The organism is Carboxylicivirga longa, from assembly GCF_050589825.1.
Taxonomy (GTDB): Bacteria; Bacteroidota; Bacteroidia; order Bacteroidales; family Marinilabiliaceae; genus Carboxylicivirga; species Carboxylicivirga longa.
On the sequence record NZ_JBNGOZ010000007.1, the window covers coordinates 205,404 to 230,752 of the forward strand.

Annotated in this window: 17 protein-coding genes; 5 read left to right on the top strand and 12 right to left on the bottom strand. The window is 44.0% G+C overall.

Translation table 11 applies throughout. The features are described from left to right. Nucleotides 1–35: 35 nt before the first annotated feature. From ACRD7A_RS08375 to ACRD7A_RS08390, 4 genes are all read right to left on the bottom strand, one after another. On the bottom strand, nucleotides 36–908 hold the full coding sequence (locus ACRD7A_RS08375; protein ID WP_430812764.1) for a YitT family protein: 873 nt from the start codon (nucleotides 906–908) through the stop codon (nucleotides 36–38). Between the two features lie 125 nt (nucleotides 909–1,033). Beyond that, nucleotides 1,034–3,817, bottom strand: coding sequence for a leucine--tRNA ligase (leuS, locus tag ACRD7A_RS08380; RefSeq protein ID WP_430812763.1), 2,784 nt, complete (start codon nucleotides 3,815–3,817; stop codon nucleotides 1,034–1,036). Between the two features lie 185 nt (nucleotides 3,818–4,002). After that, a complete protein-coding gene (locus ACRD7A_RS08385; protein ID WP_430812762.1) occupies nucleotides 4,003–4,512 on the bottom strand; it encodes a hypothetical protein in 510 nt (169 codons plus the stop codon). Between the two features lie 76 nt (nucleotides 4,513–4,588). Next, nucleotides 4,589–5,938, bottom strand: a complete 1,350-nt coding sequence (locus tag ACRD7A_RS08390; protein ID WP_430812761.1) for a sigma-54-dependent transcriptional regulator — start codon at nucleotides 5,936–5,938, stop codon at nucleotides 4,589–4,591. A 242-nt stretch (nucleotides 5,939–6,180) separates the two neighbouring features. Here ACRD7A_RS08390 and porW point away from each other — a divergent pair, with 242 nt between their 5' ends. Then, the gene (gene porW / locus ACRD7A_RS08395; RefSeq protein ID WP_430812760.1) at nucleotides 6,181–9,633 is read left to right on the top strand and encodes a type IX secretion system periplasmic lipoprotein PorW/SprE; all 3,453 of its coding nucleotides are present in this window, start codon (nucleotides 6,181–6,183) and stop codon (nucleotides 9,631–9,633) included. A gap of 57 nt (nucleotides 9,634–9,690) precedes the next feature. Continuing rightward, on the top strand, nucleotides 9,691–11,247 hold the full coding sequence (porX, locus tag ACRD7A_RS08400; protein WP_430812759.1) for a T9SS response regulator signal transducer PorX: 1,557 nt from the start codon (nucleotides 9,691–9,693) through the stop codon (nucleotides 11,245–11,247). A gap of 111 nt (nucleotides 11,248–11,358) precedes the next feature. Here porX and ACRD7A_RS08405 read toward each other — a convergent pair whose 3' ends face one another. The 8 genes from ACRD7A_RS08405 to ACRD7A_RS08440 form a co-directional block, all read right to left on the bottom strand. Beyond that, the gene (locus ACRD7A_RS08405) at nucleotides 11,359–13,878 is read right to left on the bottom strand and encodes an adenosylcobalamin-dependent ribonucleoside-diphosphate reductase (RefSeq protein WP_430812758.1); all 2,520 of its coding nucleotides are present in this window, start codon (nucleotides 13,876–13,878) and stop codon (nucleotides 11,359–11,361) included. Nucleotides 13,879–14,314: 436 nt separating this feature from the next. Next, nucleotides 14,315–15,538 carry a 3-deoxy-D-manno-octulosonic acid transferase gene (locus ACRD7A_RS08410; RefSeq protein ID WP_430812757.1) on the bottom strand — a complete coding sequence of 408 codons (1,224 nt, stop codon included), beginning with the start codon at nucleotides 15,536–15,538 and terminating at the stop codon, nucleotides 14,315–14,317. Between the two features lie 180 nt (nucleotides 15,539–15,718). Further along, nucleotides 15,719–16,894: a phosphoglycerate kinase gene (locus tag ACRD7A_RS08415; protein WP_430812756.1), complete on the bottom strand. Its 1,176-nt coding sequence runs from the start codon at nucleotides 16,892–16,894 to the stop codon at nucleotides 15,719–15,721. A gap of 211 nt (nucleotides 16,895–17,105) precedes the next feature. Beyond that, the gene (gene cysQ, locus ACRD7A_RS08420) at nucleotides 17,106–17,936 is read right to left on the bottom strand and encodes a 3'(2'),5'-bisphosphate nucleotidase CysQ (RefSeq protein WP_430812755.1); all 831 of its coding nucleotides are present in this window, start codon (nucleotides 17,934–17,936) and stop codon (nucleotides 17,106–17,108) included. Then, nucleotides 17,936–18,445 carry a hypothetical protein gene (locus ACRD7A_RS08425; protein ID WP_430812754.1) on the bottom strand — a complete coding sequence of 170 codons (510 nt, stop codon included), beginning with the start codon at nucleotides 18,443–18,445 and terminating at the stop codon, nucleotides 17,936–17,938. Before ACRD7A_RS08425 ends, cysQ begins: the two co-directional genes overlap by 1 nt. Beyond that, nucleotides 18,445–19,245 carry a DUF4296 domain-containing protein gene (locus ACRD7A_RS08430; RefSeq protein ID WP_430812753.1) on the bottom strand — a complete coding sequence of 267 codons (801 nt, stop codon included), beginning with the start codon at nucleotides 19,243–19,245 and terminating at the stop codon, nucleotides 18,445–18,447. Before ACRD7A_RS08430 ends, ACRD7A_RS08425 begins: the two co-directional genes overlap by 1 nt. An 11-nt stretch (nucleotides 19,246–19,256) precedes the next feature. Beyond that, entirely contained in the window at nucleotides 19,257–20,654 is a 1,398-nt protein-coding gene (locus ACRD7A_RS08435) for a sugar transferase (protein WP_430812752.1), read from the bottom strand. 60 nt (nucleotides 20,655–20,714) lie between these two features. Then, nucleotides 20,715–22,274 carry a capsule assembly Wzi family protein gene (locus ACRD7A_RS08440; protein WP_430812751.1) on the bottom strand — a complete coding sequence of 520 codons (1,560 nt, stop codon included), beginning with the start codon at nucleotides 22,272–22,274 and terminating at the stop codon, nucleotides 20,715–20,717. Nucleotides 22,275–22,600: 326 nt separating this feature from the next. On the opposite strand from ACRD7A_RS08440, the gene ACRD7A_RS08445 reads away from it, so the two are divergent. Genes ACRD7A_RS08445 through ACRD7A_RS08455 form a run of 3 tightly spaced genes read left to right on the top strand, consistent with a single transcriptional unit; the run spans nucleotide 22,601 to nucleotide 25,285 of the window. After that, nucleotides 22,601–23,743, top strand: coding sequence for an acyloxyacyl hydrolase (locus tag ACRD7A_RS08445; protein ID WP_430812750.1), 1,143 nt, complete (start codon nucleotides 22,601–22,603; stop codon nucleotides 23,741–23,743). After that, nucleotides 23,740–24,492 (top strand): GIN domain-containing protein, encoded by a 753-nt coding sequence (locus ACRD7A_RS08450; RefSeq protein ID WP_430812749.1) that lies wholly within the window; start codon nucleotides 23,740–23,742, stop codon nucleotides 24,490–24,492. Before ACRD7A_RS08445 ends, ACRD7A_RS08450 begins: the two co-directional genes overlap by 4 nt. Nucleotides 24,493–24,502: 10 nt before the next feature. Beyond that, entirely contained in the window at nucleotides 24,503–25,285 is a 783-nt protein-coding gene (locus tag ACRD7A_RS08455) for a glycosyltransferase family 2 protein (protein ID WP_430812748.1), read from the top strand. Nucleotides 25,286–25,349: the final 64 nt, after the last annotated feature.

Below are 25,349 nucleotides of genomic sequence, written 5' to 3' on the forward strand. Positions count from 1 at the left end.
TGCCTTAGCTATGATATTCTAACAAAAAACAACATCTATTTACTCTTTATCTTATCAAAACCCTGCCCATAAACACCCATAACGGTACCCACAGTTATAAAAGCTCCGGGATCGATCTGCTTCACTACTTTAAAAATCTGTTGCGTCTCACTCTTACGGGCAATCACCATTAACACTTGTCGCTCTTCGCCGGAATACCCACCTTTGCCATGCAGTATCGTCAGGCCGCGTTCGGCGTCAAAAATTACTGACTTACGCAACTCTTCCGGCTTACTGGAGATTATAAAAAACTGCACTGTTTGCTTGTTACCCGAGATTACCATATCAACGGTATAAGCCAAAATGGCCATGGTCATAAAACCATATACTACCGTTTCAATGGACGATGACTGAACCAGAAAAAAAGACGATGAAATAATCAGCACATCCATGCCCAGCAATAGGCGTCCCAGGCTAATGTTTCTATACTTATTAATTATCATGGCGATAATATCGACACCACCGGTACTGCCTCCATTAATAAACACAATACCGGAACCCAGCCCGGCAAGTATTCCCCCAATAATGGCATTCATCATTACCTCTGATACCACGGGCTCGACAAACATTGGGCGCATTACAGTCAGTAAGCCTGCAAAGACCAAAACACAATAAATAGTTTTAATACCAAAAGATGCACCCAAAACACGCATCGCAATGAGTATTAAGGCAATATTAATTATCAGGGTTGTAAGCCCCACATCCCATCCTGTCATAAAAAAGATGATAGTAGCAATACCGGTCAGGCCTCCCCCTACAATTTTGGCCGGTATTAAAAAGGCGGTCCAGCCCAGGGTTCCAATGGCCAGCCCCAGCGCCAGCATAATATAACTTCGAACTTCTTGTAAAATTACGGTTCTATTCTGCATGTATAACACATTAAAAAAGCCCACAGGGAAAAACATCCTGCAGGCTATATTCATTTATTCAACAAAAAACTTTATCACTTTTCTAACCTAATTTGGGATAAAAGTTATTATGATAGAAGCTGTTGTTAACCAACAACAATGTTAATAATCTTCTTCGGAACAATAATCACTTTTCGAACGGTTTTACCGTCCAGCCATTTGGCAGCTGACTCGTGTTGCATAACTGCTTTTTCAATATCGGCATTGCCCATATCTGCGGGCAAATCAATTTTAAAACGCATCTTACCATTGAACGACACAGGATAAGTCACCGATGCCTCCTCCAAAAAACGCTCATTTAATTCAGGCCACTGCGCATCGCACACGGTAGTGGTATTACCCAATGCATGCCAAAGCTCTTCACTCATGTGAGGGGCGAAAGGTGCCAGAAGAGTCAGCAAGGGCTCCAATATGGCGCGCTTATGGCATTTCAAGTCGTTGAGTTCATTCACACAAATCATAAATGCACTCACACAGGTATTGAAGGAGAAGCGCTCCACATCGTCAGTAATCTTCTTTATGGTGCGGTGCAACACCTTTAATTCGGCGGGGGTGGCAGGCTCATCAGTTACCTGCAACACAGCTTCTTTATAAAACAGGCGCCATGTTTTACGAAGGAATTTATGCACACCGTCTATTCCGTTAGTATCCCAGGGCTTAGACTGCTCCAAAGGACCCAGAAACATCTCGTACAAACGCAATGTATCGGCTCCATATTGATCAATAATGGTATCAGGATTCACCACATTGTACATCGACTTGGACATCTTCTCCACTGCCCAACCACAAATGTATTTACCATCTTCTAATATAAACTCGGCATCAGCGTAGTCAGGACTCCACTTTTTAAAGGCCTCCAGATCCAGCTCGTCGTTGCGAACAATATTCACATCCACGTGAATCTCCTGCACATCATGTTCCTTTCGTAGGTTATAGGATACAAAAGTGTTGGTTCCTTTTTTACGATACACAAAGTTGGAACGTCCCTGAATCATACCTTGGTTGATCAGCTTCTTATAAGGCTCGTCCTTAATTACTTCACCAATATCAAAAAGGAATTTATTCCAGAAGCGCGAATAAATTAAGTGACCTGTGGCATGCTCGGTACCACCAATATACAGATCCACATCCTGCCAGTATTCGTTGGCTTCTTTACCCACCAATGCCTTGTCGTTTTTAGGATCCATGTAGCGAAGGTAGTAGGCCGATGATCCGGCAAAACCCGGCATGGTATTTAATTCCAGCGGATAACCCTCTTCTGTTGTCCATCCTTTGGCGCGTCCCAATGGCGGTTCGCCTTCTTCGGTGGGTAAGTATTTATCAATCTCAGGTAACTCCAAAGGCAGCTTTGACTCATCCAGCATATAAGGCATATCGTCCTTATAATAAACAGGGAAGGGCTCGCCCCAATAGCGCTGACGACTAAAAATAGCATCGCGCAGGCGATAGTTTACCTTTACTTTACCAATGCCTTTTTCAGCAATATATTCTTTGGTTTTGGCAATAGCTTCTTTCACATCCAGTCCATCAATGATACCTGAATTCACCATGGTGCCTTCTTTCGAATCAATGGAATCGCTCCAGGTAGCCGGATCTGTTTCTTCAGCACCCACAGGGATTACCACCTGACGAATCGGCAAGTTGAAATGTTTAGCAAAAGCAAAGTCACGCGAATCGTGCGCCGGAACAGCCATAATGGCACCCGTACCATAACCCGCCAATACATAATCGCTAATCCATACCGGTATCTCCTCGTTGGTTAATGGGTTGATGGCATAAGCACCGGAGAATACGCCGGTTACTTTCTTCACCTCAGCCATACGCTCACGCTCGGTACGCTTTTTGGTTTCCGCAATGTAGGCATCCACTTCGGCGCGTTGTTCCGCTGTCGTCAGTTGATCTACCAACTCACTTTCAGGCGCCAGCACCATAAAAGTAACACCATAAACCGTATCGGCGCGGGTAGTAAATATCTCCATCTCCACATCCGAGTCTTTGGCTTTGAAAGTCATCTCTGCCCCTTCCGAACGACCGATCCAATTGCGCTGTATCTCTTTTAACGAATCACTCCAGTCCACATTGTCCAGGCCATTGAGCAAGCGCTCGGCATAAGCAGAAACCCTCAAAGACCATTGGCGCATTACCTTTTGCTCTACCGGATGACCGCCCCGCACCGACAGCCCTTCCTTCACCTCATCATTGGCCAGCACGGTACCCAGCGCCGGACACCAATTCACCATGGTATCGGCCAGATAGGCCAATCGGTAGTTTAATAATATTTCCTGCTGCTCTTTCTCACTCTTTGCTTTCCACTCATCGGCTGTAAAGCTCAAGGCTTCGCTACAGGCCAGGTCCAAGCCTTGGGTACCTGTTTGACCAAATACCTCAACCAACTCGCTGATAGGGCGTGCCTGTTGCGCCTGATTGCAGTAGTAATGGTTAAACATCTGAATAAAGGCCCATTGTGTCCAGTGGTAATATTTTGGATCACAGGTTTTGACCTCGCGATCCCAATCGTAACAGAATCCTATTTTATCGAGTTGTTCACGGTAGCGCTTCAGGTTATTTTCTGTGGTGATGGCAGGGTGCTGTCCGGTTTGAATAGCATATTGCTCAGCCGGCAGCCCATAAGCATCATAGCCCATTGGGTGCAACACATTAAACCCGTTTAAACGCTTGTAGCGACTATAAATATCAGAAGCAATGTAACCGAGTGGATGCCCTACATGTAGCCCGGCACCTGATGGGTACGGGAACATATCCAACACATAGTATTTGGGGCGCGAGTTGTCCACCTCCACTTTATAAACCTTGTTATCGGTCCAGTGCTTTTGCCACTTTTGTTCTAACTCTTTAAAATTGTATTCCATGATATAATATTGACTTCGTGCAGCTTACGCACAATACTTTTCTATTCACTTTATTTCCCTCCTGTGGTGCAGATCAGCGCAGAACCACACGACTTCGTTGAATAATATATTCAAAATGCGAAATTAGTAAAACTTATTAAAAGGATGAGCGATACAGCCTTGCGAAATAGGAGATTTAGGACATTTTACGAGAGGCAGGCTTTTAATGCAGCAACACTTTTTTCGCGCCTACGCTCTGCACCTACAGCATGACTCGATATAGGAAAGCTAATAATATCTAATTCTGTAGGTCTTAGTTCTAAGATATAACCTATTCCCACTGACCAAAAAGCCTTATCATAAAGCTTTATCTTATTGCCTTGCACATCGATTTGCGACACAAAAAATCTGTCAGGCAAGGCCTCAGTTAGAGTCTCCAGACTTAGTCCACTTTTTATCGCCAGTGTATGACGCCTCACCACCGAAAAATCCGGTACTTCCATATTGGGACTATATATATATTCCGCTCTGGCAATAAGCACATTCCACCACATTAGTTGCGGTACAAAAATCACAATCGTTACTGAAGCCAGTTGCATCACGATAAAGTCAAGTTCCGACTCAAGCCAGTTAAACAATATGATATTCAAAATGATAGCGAGCACCCATACTCCCATGGTTCCCTTTAGCATGTAATTCTTCAGGTACTGTTTCATAATTATGCCCTTTTTCTCTCCCACAGATTAACGCAGAAAAATAGATGTTCTATTAGCGAAATCAGGGGAAATATTTTTAATTCAACTCTGCTTCTTTATCACGTTTTAACAAATTATAAATCGTTGACTTACCAATGTCGAGTTTAGCTGCTACTTTCAACACATTATTATTGTACTTCTTCAAAAAATGGCGAATGATCGACTCAGTGTATTCTTTTAAAGTCATTTCGCGACCAAACATTTCCATCTCTCCTTGAGTGGAATTATAAATAATGTGTTCTTCATCGATGATATCATCATTCGTTAACACCGCCCCCAGTTCCACAATAGCTTTCAATTCGCGCACATTACCGGGAAAATGATAGCCCAGTAACTTCTTTTTAGCGCCGGGCGTCAGCGCTATCTGCTTCATGTTATTTTCTTTACAAAATGTACGCAGGAAAAAGGCACTGAGCAACAATACATCCTTATTACGATCCTTCAGTGCAGGCAGATGAATGGGCAGTCCCAGCAGACGATAATAGAGATCCTCCCTAAAATTACCCTTCCTCGACTCCTCCGCCAGATCTTTATTGGTGGCCGTAATAATACGGGTGTTAATTTTTATTACTGCATTGCCTCCCACCCGCGTTATCTCACGTTCCTGCAACACACGCAGCAGCTTCACCTGCAAATTAAAATCCATCTCCCCAATTTCATCCAGGAACACGGTACCACCATCAGCCTCTTCAAACTTGCCTTTTTTGGTATTGATGGCCCCGGTAAAAGCGCCCTTCTCGTGACCGAACAGCTCACTCTCAATGAGCTCACGAGGTATCGCCCCCATATTAACCGCAATAAACGGCTTATCCTTGCGCGATGAATTATAATGAATCGTCTTCGCCACCAGCTCCTTACCCGTACCCGTTTCACCATACACCGACACATTAATATTAGGTACATTCACAGCTTTATCGATCAGCGCATACACCGCCTTAATGGCCGGACTATCACCAATAATGGCATTTTTATAATCGTACTTATGAGCAATGGCAGACTTAAGCTGGGTAATCTCGTGTTTTAATGATTTATTGGTTTTAATATTATTAATGGCATGCAGCAAACGCTCCTTTATATTTTCATCCTTGGTAATGTAGTCATAAGCCCCTTCCTTGAGCAGTTGCACGGCCGTTGAAATATCGTCCTGCCCCGAAATAACAATCACCTCAATGTCTGAATTATACTTCTTAATCTTCCTGAGAATCTCATTTCCGGTATAATCCGGCAGACCTAAATCCAATGTTACCACGTCGGGGTCACCCGCCAGGTTCTTAATAAAATCCTTACCGTTGAAGTACGCAGTCACCTCATAATCCGGGTTTAGCCTGAGTGTATGTTCAATCAGCTTGTTAAAAACCCGGTCGTCTTCAATAATATTAATTCTCATAGTCGCTAAGTATGGTTAGTTCGGCAGCATCCGCATTTATCCTTGTCATGTAAAATTAAATATTGTTTTCGCTCAACAGGGCTATTTTTGACGATTAATGAAATATTTTTGTCAAATACGAGTTTAATAATTTAATAGGCGAATACTTCAACAAAAGCTATTATTTTTGAAAATAAAGCCTTTAACTTAGTCCTGGCCTGATAAAGGCCATAGTCGAAACACCTAAAGTATTAAGAGAATTCATGATTCTTCGAAATATCAGCATCATACTTATCCTGTTCACTGTGCTGGGATGCAGCACTAAAAAGAACACCTGGTTAAGTCGCAACTATCATAACCTCACTGCCTACTACAATGTTTATTACAACGGCAGGGAGGCCTTCCGCAATGGTGATAAAGCGATTAACGAAGGCTACCGGAATAACTATACTAACCTTCTTCCTGTATTTGAATCATCCGATCCGGAGGCTGCAGCCATCGCCACAGCTGACATGGATCGTGCCATTGAAAAGGGACAGAAACTCATTAAGAAACATTCCATTACGGCTAAGCCCCAAAAGCGATCGCGCAACAATGCTTATGCCGCAGAATTTTACAGCAAAAAAGAGTTTAATGCCTGGGTGGATGACGCTTATATACTGATCGGCAAAGCTCACGTTTACAAGCATGAGCATTCACTGGCTATTCGCACACTACAGCAAGTAGTACGCGATTTTCCCGATGAGGAAACCATGTACGAAGCCCTTATATGGCAAGCCCGTGCCTATACCGACCGTGGTGATTATGTGGGTGCGCTGGCCGCCCTGGAGAGTTACGATTTAGGAGGCAACGCCCCCACCGAACTATATGCCGACTACATGGCGGTATATGCCAACCTGCTGATAGCACAGGAAAAATACATCGATGCCATTCCCTACCTTAGCAACGCACTGGCCGACGAACGCAGCAAACACAAACGCCTGCGTTACTCGTATATTCTGGGACAGCTATACCTACTAAACAATCAACGCCAGGAAGCTGCCGATGCCTTTGGTTATGTAGCAAAGGCAAGCACCGACTATGAGATGACTTTTAATGCCAAAGTTAACAGGGCGTCCATCATCTACAACAATGCCGACATTGCTGATGTTAAGAAGCAACTGCACAAACTCCGCAGAGACAAAAAGAACAAAGATTACCTGGATCGTATCTACTTTGCTTTTGGTAAGGTAGCCTTGCAGGAAAACGATGAAAAGGAAGCCTTACTTAACTTTAAAAGATCCATTGGCGCCAGCACTGATAATGATCATCAAAAAGGCCTCTCCTACCGCGAAACAGGTGAGCTATACTATGCACAAATGGATTATGTAAACGCCTTCTTTTACTACGACAGTGCACTTACAGTGATTGATGAAGAGTATAAGCAAATGGAACAGCTCAAGGAGAAGCACTATGGCCTGAGCGGACTCGTTGATCACCTGCTAACGGTAGAAAGAGAAGACAGCCTTCAAAACCTGGCAGATATGAGCGAGCCTGTGCTGTATGCCTATCTGGATGAGATCATTGCCGATAAAGAAGCACAGCAAGAGCGCCTAAAAAAACAGGAAGCAGAAGAAAGCATGAGTGATGCCTTCTTCTACCAAAATACCAACACCAACAATAGCTACGGACAGTCAGGGAAATGGTACTTCTACAACCAGACCTCCAAGTCGATGGGCAAGATGGAGTTTGAAAAACGCTGGGGAAAACGGAAGCTGGAGGATAACTGGCGTCGTAAGGATAAAAGTAAGATGGAGGAAAGTACTGACAACAATGACCCCTTTGCTTTACCCGATGATCCTTTCGGTACAGAAGAGGGAACAACTGAAAATGCAGAAGAGACAGCTAAGACGGATGAAAAAAAATCAGCCCGACGCACATCGGAAGACGTGCCCACTCGCGAGCAGCTGATGGCTGACATTCCCCTAAGCGAAGAACAACGCCGTGTTTCGGATGAAAAGATCCAAACTGCACTACTGGAACAAGGACTCGTATTTATGGATCGTCTGCAAAATTACCCCAAGGCCATTGAGGCGCTGGAAGAACTGCTGAGTCGCTACCCTAAAGCATCAACACGCGATGAAGCACTGATTGCACTCTACAACGCCTATCGCTTACACGGCGACACCAATGGCATGGCATCTGCACAAAAACGCATCGAAAATGAATTTCCAGAGCACCGCTTTGTCGCCTTCCTTAACGATCCTGATTACCTGAAGAAGGTACAAGACAAAAAACAAAAGGAAGCAGCAGCCTACGAGCAGACCTACTCCAACTTCCTCTTCGGCCACTTCACTGAGGTAATTGATGCTGCCACTCTGGCGGTTGACAGCTCAGAAGAGAGTACGGAACACAGACGCAGCAAATACCTACTGCTGCGCGGCCTGTCTTATGCCAAAACCGGACATATAGAGCCCTTTAAGAAAGACCTTAACACCATTATTGATGAGGACAAGGAAGGAGAAGAGGCAGCGCTGGCCAAGACCCTGCTAAAACACCTAAAGGAAGGTAAAACACCTGTGCAAGGCACTTTATTCGCTGCCGCTCCAGGAAGAGACAAAGTGAGCGAAACAACGGACAGAGATACGTCTACACCAAAACAGGAAGCTGAGTATGTATATGTTGAGAACGAACCCTATCAGCTGATTGTGATGGGCATTGACGAGAACTTAATGAATCGTGCCATTTACAATGTGGCCGACTATAATTTCTCACGCTATCTGCTTCACGATTTCGAAATTCAGGAAAAACGACTGTTGGATGGAACTGCAGCCATCAGCGTTACCGGTTTTAGCAACCGGGTAGAAGCCATGGATTATTTCTATGGCTTAAGGGAAAATCCACACTTCTTTGGCTTCGAAAAAATCAATGACAAAATGCTGATCATCTCAGAAAGCAACAACAATAAGTTCTTCCTGTCCGGATTAGTAAAGGATTATCTGGTTTTCTTCGACAAATATTACCTGCAACATGTCAGCAGCGATGAATTGAAAAAAGTAAGTATGGTTGACACAACGCAGCAAATAGCAACACCACTTGACACACTAAAAAGCCCCCTCACTTATGCAGAAAAGGAAACACAGCAAATAACTCAAGAGGCAAAGGAGGCTGGTAACGAAAAGCAAATAGGTGAGGCAGTGGGAGCAACAGAAAAAGTGGTTTCAGCAGAGGCAGAGAAAGCGGAAACTAAGCCGATATCACAGGAGAAGGAAGTAAAAGAGGAGGCAACAGCACCGGTTACGGCACTAGAAAAAGCAGCAGAGGAAGAAAAGCCTGACACAACAAACATTGAGACCGAAGCAACGGCACCGTCTTCCATATTTACCAATATACCCGAAGAGCGCCATCTGGTAGTGCTTATCATTCGCAAGACACGCATTGACTACAACAAAGTACAACGCAATTTTGCAGCACACACACGCAATAATTATGGTGATGATTATAAGGTGCAACTCATGGAGTTTGGCAGTGCCTACCGCATGGTACAAATCGAGGGATTTAAGAATGCCCAAAGTGCCAATGACTACCTCGATGGAATGGCACAATACCCCTATCTAACCCGCGACCTGAGCCGTACCACACATTACATATGGGTAATCTCGGAAAGCAATATGAAAAAGCTGACAGAAACCAATAAGCTGGAAGAATACGACAACTTTTTCAAGGCAAACTATTAGCCAGGGACGCTGTTAAAAAAAGGTGCTTTAGCGAGGCGCTGATAATAAAAGTAAGTGATGACAGACAACAAGATAACAATACTTTGGGTTGACGATGAGATTGAGCATTTGCGCGCACATATCTTATTTCTAAAAGAAAAGGGCTACGAAGTGGAGACGGCCACCAATGGGCACGATGCACTCGACATGGTACAAAATACTTTTTACGACCTTATTTTTCTGGATGAAAACATGCCCGGCATCACCGGGCTGGAAACACTGGTGCAACTGAAGGAATTACGTTCAGAAGTGCCCGTTATCATGATTACCAAAAGTGAGGAGGAGGATATTATGGATCAGGCCATTGGCAACCAGATTGCCGATTACCTTATAAAACCGGTAAATCCCCGCCAGATATTGCTATCCATAAAAAAGCACCTCGACAAAAAAGAGCTGATAACCAAGACAACTACCTCTGGATATCAGTCTCAATTTGGACAAATTGCCCTAAAAATTAATGATTCATTCAATTTTAATGACTGGATAGAGGTTTATAAAAAGTTAATTTACTGGGAGCTGGAATTAGAACATAGCGATGGAACCATGGACGAGGTCTTAGGCTTGCAAAAAAACGAGGCCACCCAAACCTTCACCAAGTTTGTTAAGAAAAACTATCTCAACTGGATCAGAGAACCAGAAGCAGCACCCCTAATGTCCAACAGTCTTGTCAAAAACAAGGTACTACCCCTGTTGAAAGAGAATCAAAAAGTATTCTTTATTGTCATTGATAATTTTCGCTATGACCAGTGGGAAGTGCTTAAAAAAGTAATTTCGGCCGATTACCTGGTGGAGGATGAGAGCCCCTATTTCAGCATCTTACCAACTGCAACCCAATATGCGCGTAACGCCATTTTCTCAGGACTGATGCCTGCACAAATAAAAGAGATGTTTCCGCAGTATTGGGTGGACGATGACAGTGAGGAGGGTAAAAATAAATACGAAGGTGAGTTATTGGGCACGCTGCTCGAACGCTTCCGCATGAAGAAGAGCTATGCCTACCGCAAGATATCGGATAGTGAAGCTGGCAAAAACCTGTTGGAAGAGCTGCATCGCCTGCTGGATAACGATTTGAATGCCATTGTTTTTAATTTTGTGGATATGCTGTCGCACGCCCGCACCGAGGTGAAGATGATTAAGGAGCTGGCGCACGATGAGGCAGCGTATCGCTCTCTGACACAATCGTGGTACATGCACTCTCCCCTTAGGGAATTACTTCAGCGCCTGCGCAATGAGAACGTGAAAATAGTGCTGACCACTGACCATGGCACTACGCGGGTGCAAAATCCTGTGAAAGTAATTGGCGACCGCAATGTTAACACCAACCTACGCTACAAACAAGGCAAAAACCTATCGTATAAATCCAAAGAAGTATTCGAAGTGCTGAAGCCTGAGGAAGCAGCCCTTCCCCGCTATAATGTTTCCACGGCTTATATCTTTGCCAATAACAATGATTTTTTTGCCTATCCCAACAACTACAATTACTACGTAGGTTATTACCGCGATACTTTTCAGCATGGTGGCATCTCTCTGGAAGAGATGATTATACCATGTGTAACCCTTAGGGGAAGAAGTTAGGCACACGCTTAATGAATATGTAACTTTCAAAACTTATTACTAACACAAGGTATAGAAAAGGGAGACACCATGCGGAGTCTCCCTTTTTTTTCGGTTACATATTGGCAGATATTAACCACATTTTGACGAACCACAGCTCTGACAAATCAGGCATCCTTCCTGATAAATCAATTCCTCAGAACCGCAGTTTTCACATTTTCCCTTTTTGGCCTTGGTACCATTGGGTATATATTTCTTCAGGGCACGCTCCACCCCATTCTTCCAGGTGTTGATCGACTCACTATCCAGTTGAAGGGCTGCCACCAGATCAATAACCCCTTCGATGGGCATTTGATGACGCAACACACCCGATATTAGCTTAGCATAATTCCAATACTCTTTATCGAACTTATGCGATAGCCCTTCAATGGTGGTCTTATACCCCCTCTTATTGGTAAATTGAAAATCGTAACGCGATGTACCATCCTCTTCTCGATTCTTAATAATCTTACCTGAAAGCACTGACTTGGGCAGTAAGATACCATCTTCATCGTCGGACAGACCGGTAAAAATCTCGTAAGGCTTACCATCAATCAATCCCACAAAGGCAATCCACTTCTCCTTGTTATTCTGAAAGCGCACCACATCAGCATCCAGCACTTCAGGACGTTTCTTGGGGAAACCCGTTTGCTTATCGCCATCCTTCTTATCGTTGGAAATTAAAACCCCGGCTCGGCTACCATCACGATATACTGTAACACCTTTACAGCCGCTCTTCCAGGCCTCAACATACAGCTTACACACCAGCTCTTCCGATACGGTGGAGGGCAGGTTAATGGTTACACTAATAGAGTGGTCAACCCACTTCTGCACACCACCTTGCATACGCACCTTATTCAACCAATCAACATCATTGGAGGTAGCCCCGTAGTAGGGCGACTTGGCAACCATGGCATCCAGCTCCTCCTGACTATATTCTTTGGCCGTCTCGTAGCCATTGGCCTCCATCCAGGTCACAAATTTATGGTGGAACACAGTGTACTCCTCCCAGCTATCGCCTACCTCATCCACAAAGTCAACGCGCACCTCCGGATCATTGGGGTTCACCTTACGGCGACGTTTGTAAACGGGCAGGAACACAGGCTCGATACCCGACGTAGTCTGTGTCATAAGGCTTGTTGTACCGGTAGGCGCAATGGTAAGGGCCGCAATATTACGACGACCATATTTTTTCATTTTGGCAGCCAGTTTGGGGTCAGCATCAAACAAGCGATTGACAAAAGGATTATTAACCTCTCTGGTGGCATCATAAATAGGGAAAGCACCTCTATCTTTTGCCAAATCAACCGATGAACTATAGGCGGCCAGTGCCAGATTCTTATGCACTTCAATCGAGAACTCCACCGCCACATCACTGCCATACTGCAGGTTAAGCGCAGCCAACATATCGCCTTCAGCGGTGATTCCCACACCTGTGCGTCGCCCTTCCTGGGCTTTCTTACGGATATTCTCCCACAGCTCACGCTCAACACGCTTAACAGTATCACTCTCAGGGTCGGCATTTACCTTTGCCAAAATACCATCAATCTTTTCAAGCTCCAGGTCAATAATATCATCCATCATACGCTGAGCATAACCTACATGCTCGCGGAACAGTTCAAAGTTAAACCGCGCCTTGGGCGTAAAAGGCTCTTCAACGTAAGAATAAAGGTTGAGTGCAATCAGTCGGCAACTGTCGTAGGGACACAGCGGAATTTCGCCACAGGGATTGGTCGATACCGTGCGGTACCCCAGGTCGGCATAACAATCGGGCACCGACTCTTTAATAATAGTATCCCAGAAAAGAATACCCGGTTCGGCCGATTTCCATGCATTATGCACAATCTTCGACCACAAAGCACTTGCATCAATATCTTTTGAATACTTGGGTTCTTTGGCATTCACCGGATAACTCTGTGTATATTTTTCACCATCAACAACGGCCTGCATAAACTCATCATCAATCTTCACCGACACGTTTGCTCCGGTTACTTTACCCTGCTCCATCTTCGCATCGATAAAAGCCTCTGAGTCGGGATGCTTAATAGAAACACTGAGCATCAATGCTCCACGACGTCCATCCTGAGCCACCTCGCGAGTTGAATTACTAAAACGCTCCATAAAAGGGACGATACCTGTAGAGGTAAGTGCCGAATTTTTAACCGGCGATCCCTTAGGACGGATATGTGATAAATCATGACCAACGCCACCACGACGCTTCATCAGCTGCACCTGCTCCTGATCCACCTTCATAATTCCACCGTAAGAGTCAGAAGGTCCATTATCTCCGATCACAAAGCAGTTGGACAAAGAGGCGATTTGGTGAGTATTACCAATACCCGACATGGGGCCACCCTGCGGTACAATATATTTAAAGTTTTTAAGCAATTCGTAAAGCTTGGTTACGGTCATTGGATTGGGATATTTTTCCTCAATCCGAGCAATTTCACGAGCAATACGCCAATGCATTTCATCAGGGGTGGACTCATAGATGTTTCCATCCGAATCCTTCAGCGCATATTTATTAACCCACACACGCGCCGCCAGCTCATCACCCTTAAAATATTTCAGCGATGCCTCATAAGCTTCGTCATAGGTGTATGTTTTGCTCACGTTTTTAGTTTTTAAGTTGATTTCTTTAACAGCCATTTGCTCACGAAATTTAAGACGTTGGTAAATTGGTATTTAGTGTTTTTTTATTCCCGTTTTTATTTGACTGCAAGTTAGCAAAGCTTAGCTCGCAGCGCAAACATTAGTTTTCAACAACCACCAAAAGTTGTCCAAAAAAAATAACTAAAATACTAATTACCAGTATTGTAACATCAGGAGGGCATTGCAAAAGTTATCCAAAACGAAAATCTTTTCAACAAAAACGAAAATTAACTTTACACATATTGGAAATTTCAAAAGCCCTTGAACGGGCAGGAATGGAAGCCTTCCATGCCCTTAAAAAAGCACAAACGAATCCCGGAAACAGAATGACTGCTCCATATTTTGGAATGTTATCAACAACTTGTTGAGAAGAGAATAATTTACCCTGCTGCGCCTACTAAAAAAGCTCTTGCAGGATTAAATTGGTAGCACCACACATGCTGTCCACATAATCTTTAGCTTGCTTTGAAGCCTGCGCAAGAGAGGAAGGATCTGCCCACAATCCTTCTATGAGCAAATTAAAGTCAGCAGCATTTTTAATACTGTAGCCGCCTTTGCATTCAATCAGATCGCGTGCCTCTTTAAATTTTCGATAGTTGGGGCCAAATATTACTGGCATACCATAGGTAGCTGCCTCCAGTGTATTGTGAATCCCCACTCCAAACCCGCCTCCGATATAGGCAACATGCCCATATTTATAAATGGAGGAAAGCATGCCGATGGTATTAATAATTAATACCCGCGCATCAGAACTTGCTTTTTCGGCATCGGTATATTTAAAATAAGGCACCTTCAACCTGGCTTCGATTTGCTGAATATGCTCTTTGTGAATTTCATGCGGAGCAATAATCAGCTTCACTTCTTTATTCACATCTTGTATGTAATCCATTAAAATATCTTCATCAGGCCCCCAGGTACTGCCTGCCACAACCACCTGCTTTGCTTCATCCACAAATTTGCGAACAATATCAAAGTCATTGGATTCAGCAGCAATATCACGCACCCTGTCAAAACGGGTATCACCGGCAATTGAATAATTTGAGTAACCAATGCTCTTCAGTAAATCACCCGAAACTTCATCCTGCACATAAAATTTGGTAAAAGCAGACAACATCTTTCTAAACCACGATCCATAAGATTTAAAGAAAGCCTGCTCCTTTCTAAAAATCATCGAAACACCATACACAGGAATATTACGAGCTGAAAGGGTCTTGAGATAATGATACCAAAACTCATACTTGACAAAAAATACCTTTTCAGGGTTGACGGAGTTAATCAGCACTGATGCATTACGCCGGGTATCCGCAGGCAGGTACAAAATATGATCAGCCAGCGCAAAATTCTTTCGTACTTCATAACCCGAGGGTGAGAAAAAAGTAAGCACTACTTTATAATCGGGATGCTGCTCCTTAATCTTCTCAATAATGGGTCTCCCCTGCTCGAATTCACCAAGACTGGCTGCATGGATCCACACTACCTTACCTTTAAGCTGCAACGATTTAATACGCTCCATCGACTCCTTACGACCCTCATTGAGCAAACGCGCCTTGGCATTGAATGGAGTCGCCAGTTTAATAAGCGCCGAGTAGGCTGCAATACCCAGATTATATAGTAATGTCATTGCTATGCTATTTTTTTGACAAAGATAATAGTTGCCACCCAAAGGATACGATCTTTACTAACATTTCGGAATATATTGATCGCATCCATACTCACCTTTACCAACAAAGCCTGTCAACATTTGTCAACAGGCTTTGGCTATCTTTATTTCAGATTCTAGAAAACTTTTGCTTTCTAAAAATTATCCACGAATTGCTTTTACACCGGGAAGTTCTTTTCCTTCAAGGAACTCCAAAGAAGCACCACCTCCGGTTGAGATATGACTCATCTTATCGGCCAATCCACTTTGGTTAACAGCAGCTACAGAGTCGCCACCGCCAATGATAGATACAGCAGAAGAGTCAGCTACAGCCTGACAAACACCAAAAGTACCTTTTGAGAAGTTAGGCATTTCGAAACATCCCATAGGACCATTCCAAACTACCGTTTTGGCACTCGCAATTTCGGCAGCATAAGCCGCGGTTGTTTTAGGACCTACATCCAGCGCCATGCGACCTTCAGGAATATCATTACCTACCTCCAAAATATCGGCATCATTAGCAAACTTATCAGCAGCTAAGTTATCAACGGGCAACATAAAGTTAACGCCATTCTTTTCAGCATCCACTAAAATTTGCTTGGCCGTATCAACTAGATCTTCCTCTACAAGTGAGTTACCCACATTGTGTCCTTGTGCTTTCAGGAAGGTATAAGCCATACCACCACCGATAAGGATTGTATCTACCTTGGTAATTAAGGACTTCAAAACTTCTAATTTACCTGACACCTTAGCACCACCTACGATGGCTACAAAAGGTTTCTCAGCATTCTCAACGGTATCTCCCAGGAACTTAATTTCTTTATCCAAGAGGTAACCCGCCATCTTCTGATCCATAAACTTGGCAATGATGGTAGTAGATGCATGGGCACGGTGCGCCGTACCAAAGGCATCGTTCACATATACATCAGCCAATTCAGCCAATTGCTTGGCAAAACCTTCGTCGCCTTTGGTTTCTTCATTATGAAAACGCAGGTTTTCCAATAACAATACTTCGCCACCTTTAAGGTCAGCTGCCATTGCTTTCACCTCATCACCAATACAATCGGGTGCAAATTTCACATCAACACCTAAAGTAGCAGAAAGGTGCGCTACAATATGTTTTAATGAAAACTCAGCCTTGGCCTCGCCCTTTGGACGCCCTAGGTGAGACATTAAAATTACAGCACCACCATCGGCCAGTACTTTCTTAATAGTAGGTACAGCAGCACGGATACGTGTGTCGTCTGTTATCTCGAATTTATCGTTCAAAGGCACATTAAAGTCCACGCGGATGATTGCCTTCTTTCCTGCGAAATTAAAACTGTCAATTGCAGCCATTTGTGTAGTGATTTTTATAATTCAACAATGAGGCACAAAGATAAGAAATTATAAGCGGTATTGTGACAAAAATCAGCCTTTCAATTGGAAATTGAAATAATTTTATTCTCTCCTGGCACAATTCAAAACATGCTGAATAAGATTAGATATTTTCCATACTCCCCCATAATAATTGAGATAGGCGGTATCACCATCAACCACCACAGCCGCTCTATATCAACCAATAATCTTCCGGACGCAAACCTTTTGCTAAAGTTAGAAACCAACCATTAAGCAACTCCGAACGATTATACAGCATGGCTTCCCTCGTCTGCCAATCCAGCAGGTGACCACCAGCGGCTTCCACAACTGCCTGACCGGCTGCCGTATCCCATTCCATGGTAGGTCCCAGTCGTGGATAGATATGCGCGGAACCTTCGGCCACCAAGCACATTTTTAAAGAGCTACCCCGGGATGCCAAGTCCACATCACCCACGCGTTCCTTCAAAGCACTCACAAACTGCTCCGTCTCTTTAGAGAAATGACTAACACTGGCCACCACCGTCATCTTTTTTGGTAAAGACAGGGGCAAGAGATCAGCTTTCAAACTACTCACAATGTCATTGGCTCTCTGCTGCAGCCAGCCATCGGGTAGTTGCGCCTTAAACGCGCCTTCCGTATCACCCCAATATAAACACCCCAAATAAGGTGCGAAAACTACACCCATCACGGGCCGATTCGTTTCTACAAGGGCTATATTAACCGTAAACTCACCGCTGCGTTTCACAAACTCCTTGGTGCCATCCAAAGGATCTACAATCCACAAGTGGTGCCATTCTTTCCGTTCCTGATAATCCTGATGTGTACCTTCCTCACTCAGTACCGGAATACCGGTTTCCTGCAGGGCTATATTAATAATTTGATGGCTCTTCAGATCGGCCTCGGTCAATGGTGAATCATCGCTTTTAATGCGCACTCCAAAATCATCGGAGTTAAACACCCTTAATATCTCTTTGCCGGCATCAATAGCCGTTTCCAAAGCCAATCGCGTTAATTTATTCATTATTTCTGTATTATTTTAAATGAGGAATGGGCAGTGATGCAAAAATCCCGAAGATCAATATTCTGCAAAACCAAAACGCCGGGCTGCGCACCTTTCTCCAGCGCCCCCCACTCAGCTATGCCCAGCAACTGAGCTGCCTTTTTTGTATGTGTCAACAGATAATGTGCCAGAGTGCGGATACTTACCTGCTCCTGATCAAGATCTTTAATATTTTTCCAGGCCTCCCAGTAGTTGAGATCTGCCAAACGATCATCACCACACTGAAAACGAAGAACACCATTTATGCGCGCCAGCCTTTTCATCCTATCCGATGGTTCCTTATGGGCACACGAGGCTACAAAACCCGGCACAAGGATCCCGGGAAAATACTCCAGCCCGGGCTCCTCCTGAAAGGCATCACCCAGCTCACGCACCATTTCAATTCTACCGGTATCATCCAGATGAAGTATCGGCCGCTTGCCGAAAGTACCATCAGGTCTCAGATAAAAATGAGCACTTATTTTTCTCATCACGGAAGGCTTAAGGCATCGGCACCCATCGTTGGTATAAAGGTCAACTTAACAGCTTCGATATCAACGGCAGATACCTTTGATGTATCATGATCGAAAAGCAGTCCTTTGACCACCACCAAAGAACGTTGGTTGATGCGATGGGAAATATTACCCTTCACCGTATTAAAAGACTTATGGATATGGTAAAATACAGTATCAGCGGTGCTGTCGGCATAACAGGCAACCATCTTCATGCGGGCACTATCCATTAAGCCCGTTTCGCTAAAGGAATAATCGGCCTGCAAACGCAATATGCCATCACTTAAGGAATCCACGCTAAAAGTAAAAGGAACCCGATTATCCAAGGAATCCTGTTCATCAAAGGGCACCTGAAATGCCGTTGTATCGGCCCACAAATCAACTCTGCTGGGAACCTTAGGTAAATCTTTCTTTATCTCCTTCTCTTCATTCATCTTATTCTTCAGCTCGGCATCCCGTCGACTCAACTCCTCAATAACCTCCTCATAAACATCAGATAAAACGGTTGGGTGAGCGGCATACCAAACCATGGCACTGTCAAAGTCCGCCTTACTCATACCGTGCTTATCCAGCACATTCCGATAATAACCCGATACCTTATCTTCTTTGGCGGAGTTGTAAGTCAGCCGGGTCTGACTCAAAACGCTCTCCAACTGATAGATATCCGCCAGCACAGCCGTCATACGTTCTTCATCAGCCAGATGTCTGGGCACCTTTGGACGTGTTGAGCAGCTCCACAAAACAGCGCCCAATAAAAATAAAATAAAATATCTGCTCATAATATCTATGTTTACCGGCCATCGGCACGAAGCATGGTTCTGATGGTTTTTAAAATAATTACAAAGTCCAGTCGTAACGACCAGTTATCGATATACTCAAGATCCATGCGCATCCAGTCTTCGAAAGAGACATCATTACGGTTGGGCGAAATTTGCCATATGCAGGTGATTCCCGGCTTCATGGACAATCGACGTAACTGCCATCGCTCATACTCGCGTACTTCGGCGGGCACAGGCGGACGTGGTCCAACGATAGACATATCACCCATCAGCACATTAAAAAACTGAGGCAACTCATCTAAACTAGTTTTGCGAAGAAAGTGACCAATACCGGTTATGCGGGGATCGCGCTCAATCTTAAACACCGGACCATCCATCTCGTTTTGTTCCATCAGACTCGCCTTCAACTCCTCAGCGTCCGTAACCATGGTGCGAAATTTATATACCCAAAACTTTCGGCCACGCATACCCACCCTCTTCTGCTGAAAGAAGACAGGCCCTTTGGATGATAGCTTTATACCAATGGCAATGGCAATAAACAGCGGTGAGAAAAGTGTGATGGTGGTAAAAGCCATTAAAAAATCCATAACCGCCTTTACCTTCAGCATCAGATAATCCATGGGGGTATTGGAGATGGTCAAAACAGGCGTAGTGTCAAAATAATGCAGGTGCGTTTTATTGGTCAGCATATTAAAGAAAGGTGAGGACATCCGAAACACAACCCCCAGTTCGTTGCAACTGGTAAGCAAAGCCATAATTTCCTCCATGCGCGCTTTCTCTCGACAATAGATCAATTCATCAATGGTCTTATCCTCAATCATCTTATCCACATCGGTATCCTCAGGCAACATCGGCACTTCCTGTCCTACGCGGGCATTAAGTTCTTCATCACCAACCACACCAACCACACGATACCCCCACTCCTTATATTTTAATACTTGCTTAATAAAAGTAGCGGCCGACACATCTCCCACAATTAAAATATTACGATAATTAAGACCCTTGCGCCGGGCACGCTTTACGTAGGAGAAAAAAAGCAGCTTTAAGACAATCAGCAAAATGGCAGACACACCACCAAAGTATAAAATCGGTACAATGCCAATATAATAGAGATTAAACACAAATATAGCCAGCGCCAAAGCACCCAGCCCCAGCAAAGTGGCACCTAATATGTTAATGATCAAAATAGAGTAGGGACGTGAGCGATACACCTCATTAATACGGAATACCTTAGACAGAATGACCCACAAGCCCAATACAATCAGATGAACAATAATAGAGTCTTTGCTGTTTCGGAAGGTGAATTCACCAAAGTATAAATAAAAGGCGATATCGAGCGATAGCCAGGCGATGGCCGCATCCAACACCGCCAGGAAATTATAAACAACCCTTTCTTTCTCCTTTAACATTATTGTCAGTTTTTATTTTGTTTGCAAAAATAACTAATCTTCCATGAAATGCGCTAATCATTAAAAGATTATCTGTGGCGCATAGCGCACGCTAATTTGTCCGCCGACCGATTTATACAGTTCACCCACATCCCAGGCCACTTTTCCCGTGAAGCTTAGCCCTTGCAGGCGAGGTAGCTGATATTGAAGTTCGAGGAGTGAATAAACCTGCTGCTTCGATTCCGCAAAAAAGTAATCTTCGGTGCGCGTCCAGCTATAGCGCCCACGAAACTGCTCACCAAAAGTTCCTTTATTAATTGTGTAGCTCGACTTAAATCGATATTTCAGCGTGGGAGTAATATCCCCCTCCATACCCAGGTGAAATCCATTCACCCGGTTATTGTAAAAATTCACCCGATCTATTTCATCCCAACCATCCGCATACTTCCTTACCTTATCGGCCGTATGATAAAAGGGTGTACCCATAGTGGCTCCGTGATAGATCCATCCATTGTAATATTCTCCATTGTTCATATAATCATCGCGCCCACCATAGCGATGCCCCTCATCCAGCTCAACTTCCAAATAACGCATCACCTCATCTTCGCACCATCCGGTTCGTGTTTCTCCGAATACTTCATACATAAATCCATCAAAATCATCTTCGATATCGTCCATCCAGATAATAGAGCCTTGCTTATGCCCTTTATAGTCCACCGGATAGAGCGGGTCGGGAATGCCATAGCCTGACTGATGATCCGTTTTAAACAACTCTACTGAAACACCCCTTAACCAACTTATATCTTTTGGCTTTACTCCCAAGCCCAAAATAAAATCCTTATTGTAAAAGTTGCGCAAACGCATACCGGATGCATCAGCAAAAGGCTTCTGTAAATAAAGATGTATATCTCCGAACTTTGCTTTCCAATCAATACCAAAATCCCAAAGTCCCATGTGCGCACCCGTTGCATTCGTTTCTCCTAGTTCACTCGAAGCTTCCCCCATAAAGGTAGCCCAAAAATCAACCGGTATCTTCTGTCCATTGGGGCGCGTACCTCCTAACAAAGCCGAATGCATTAATCCGACATAGGGCTTTACAGCTGTATTCCCCAAACGCGCATAGGCAAACTTCTCGTGCAGCAGCACATCATTAGCTCCATTATATTTCTGCACGCGATCATCATTGAGCCAGCCCTGAGAAATACCCCCTCTTATCTCCACCCAGTTTTTGGTGAAACCCAGTGGTAAATAATCAAATACCCCTATTGTAAAACGCGGCACGGGACGGGCATTGCTATTCATCAGAAACAGACCCGAAGAAAGCGCTTCGTCATACACAACAGGCGAATATTGCTCTTTGCCCAGTGAAAAGTCAATCACCCATGCCTTTCCGCTCAGGTAGGCCTCCTGCAATGCGCTTTCCGATATATCCAGGTTCACAAGCCCGCGGACACCTGCCTGGATAGAGAAATATTTACGATCAACAATCTTATAGTCGACCCCCAGCTCTGCCAGCAAACCCAAATGCCCAAACTGTTCGTAACGTCCCCACTGATTAGCAGTTAGCCACATCGGCCTGATGGTGTTTGACGACACCTGCGAATGAATAGTAAAATCAGTATTTATAATCTCCTGTGCCATAAGCGATATCCGGTTTCCCGGCAGACAACAAAGCAGAAAAAGAGCTAACGAACAACGAAGAAGCTTTCTTACGGTAGAAAATATCATGTAAATTGTATCAAAAAAAATAAAAAATCAAAGATAATGCAATCTAATGAAGGATATACACTCCTGACCAAAGGAAACGCATTTAAACGACAGATATTTAGAGAAGCTTTCTTCGCGATCGTGGTTCCGTCCGCTCATTCCCATTGAATTAAACCCATTTCCTAAACACCGTCTTTAGCAACTAACTATATTATTTAACCTTTTATTATCTTCGCCCTTTTATTTCATAATTCATCACATTGAAACACCTCATATTCATTATCATCATAGTATTTTTCGCTACTACTTCTCAGGCTCAAAGCATTCCTAATGTCAGCGTAGAGACAGCAAAACACCAAATCCTAAGCATGCGACTTCACGGCGGCCTGGTACTACCCCACCATAACACAATGATGTATTTTATTGAGGATTATGCAAGGGGTGTGGAAATAACGTATGGGCGAGCGCTTTTTGACCCAAAGAGCTGGGAGAGCTATTTTAACTATCCCGAAATCGGATTGGGGCTCTACTATGGTACCTTTGGTAATAGTGCTATCTATGGCGAGGGCTTTGCTGTGTATCCTTATATTCACCATCCTATTTATCGTCGCTCACGCATAAAAGTGGAGAGCAAACTTGCCCTGGGGCTGGCTTATGCCACCCGAACCTTCGACATCGACAACAATCTTCACAACACCTTATTTAGCAGTCACCTGAATGCCTACATCAGCATGGGCTTACACTTTGACTATCGTATCCACAAAAGGTTCTCGTTATCGGCAGGTGCTACTTTAACTCACCTGTCAAACGGGGCAGTTAAAAAACCCAACCACGGTGTTAATACCCTAACAGCCAACCTGGGAGGAAGGTATCATTTTAATGAAACCCTGACACCTACTATGAACAGTTGCAAGGCACACCAAAGCACTGAACGGGAAATATTGATTGTGGGAAGTGCAGGACGCTGTCAAAGCACACTCTACAACGCGAAAGAATACTGGAATGGCAGCCTGAGTATTAATCACCTGTGGCATTTGAATAAAAAAAGAGCCCTTGGCATTGGCTTCGATCAGTTTTACGCGCCAAGTGCCCCCCTTAACTGGAGCAATACTGATGAACTGGATCCTGAGAAAACCTTCTCAAAGCACGCCTATTACTTCAACGGACTGTTTGCTTCCTACAATGTTTTCCTCAATAAAACCTGCTTGTTTGTCAATGTGGGTGTATATCTGCACACCAAAGTAAAACCTCCGCAACCGGTTTATCCACGGCTGGGCATCCGCCGTTATATCACCCCAAATATTATTGCTAACTTTAGCGTTAAATCCAGCTTTTTCCGTTCTGAATTTCTGGAGTTTGGTCTGGGCTACAGCTTTAATTACCGAAAAAATAACAAATCATGACCTGCTTGCGGCTCCTCCTTTTTCTTTTGCTCATTAGCCTCAGCCTTACCGGCTGTGAATACATCAACAGGCTGAATGATGATGGCATTGTTATCAAACAAAACTTATCAACAGCAAGTCTGCAACATATCGTTGTCAACGCACCGTGCCGCTTGGTATTGCATAATGCGGCAGACACGGCCTATGTAAGAGGACTGGATTACCTAATCAGCGATCTTGAACTGAATGAAGATATGGGAACACTCAATATTAATCATAGTCATAAAGAATTTCTACGAAAAAGTGAAGCCATTGAAATTCATCTTCCTGCTGCACAGATACAAAAAATAACAGCCCATACCACACTCGAATTACGCACCGATGACACCATTACCACCGATCGCTTCGCAATCATTATGAACGGAGAGGCGCGATTCTCTGAGGTATCGCTTAGGCTCAACTGCCAGCAACTCACCCTTAATGTGTATGGCAATAATAACATTGGCAATTTTATGCTCGCCGGTCGTTGCCAACAAAGTTTTATCACCCTTGAAGGGGCGGTGAATATCGATGCGCTCAGGCTGATAAGTAACACGAGTATGGTTCATCACAAATCCATTGGCCAATGTCGTCTTTTTGTTAATGACAAACTGGATGTTACTACCTATTCATCAGGAAATACCTACTATAAAGGCATGGCTACAACTCATCATAAAAGGGTAACAGTTAGCTACCTGCCCAATACAGGAAAACTCATTAAAATTGATTAAACCCAAGCACATGAAACAACCCAAAACAACACTTTTTCTGACAACCTATAACTGGCCCGAAGCACTATCGCTTTGCCTTCAAAGCATTGCCGCACAAACACACCTTCCCGACGAGGTAATCATAGCCGATGATGGCTCGACCGAAGCAACCCGGTTAATGATTGATTCTTTTAAAGATAATTACCCCTGCCCACTCATCCATGTATGGCAAGAGGATAAGGGCTTTCGCATTAACACCATACGTAATAAAGCCATCGAAAGAGCAAGACATCCGTACATCATACAAATTGATGGTGATGTGATACTGGATAAACATTTTGTTGCTGATCACCTTCGTTTTGCCCGACCCGGACGCCTTGTGGCCGGTCGCCGAATACGCATTAACAAAGAAGAAACAGAAGAAGCGTGTAAAACCCTCAGTTACTCAACAAAACAATCTACGCGCTGCCAGACACTCGCCATCCTGCATCAACACTTACTGTACAACTCAAAATCTGTGCGAGGTGTTCGAGGATGCAACATGTCGTACTGGAAGGATGATGCCTACCGCGTGAATGGCTACGATGAGGAATGGATCGGCAAGGGGCCTGATGATAAGGAGTATGCCATTCGGATGACCTATGCCGGTGTTAGCATTTATAACCTCAAGTTTTATGCCCTCCAACACCATCTTAATCACGGTGAAGAAGGGCTTTTAGACAACTATGCCTTGAATCAAAAACACTTTGCCGAAACCATGGAAAGGAAGGCAGTCCAATGCAAGGCAGGCATAAAAAAAGAGGGATATTCATAAGTTGACTTATATCTTTGATATCTAGATAATTATTACTATCTTAAAAGTATAACAAAACCCCGAA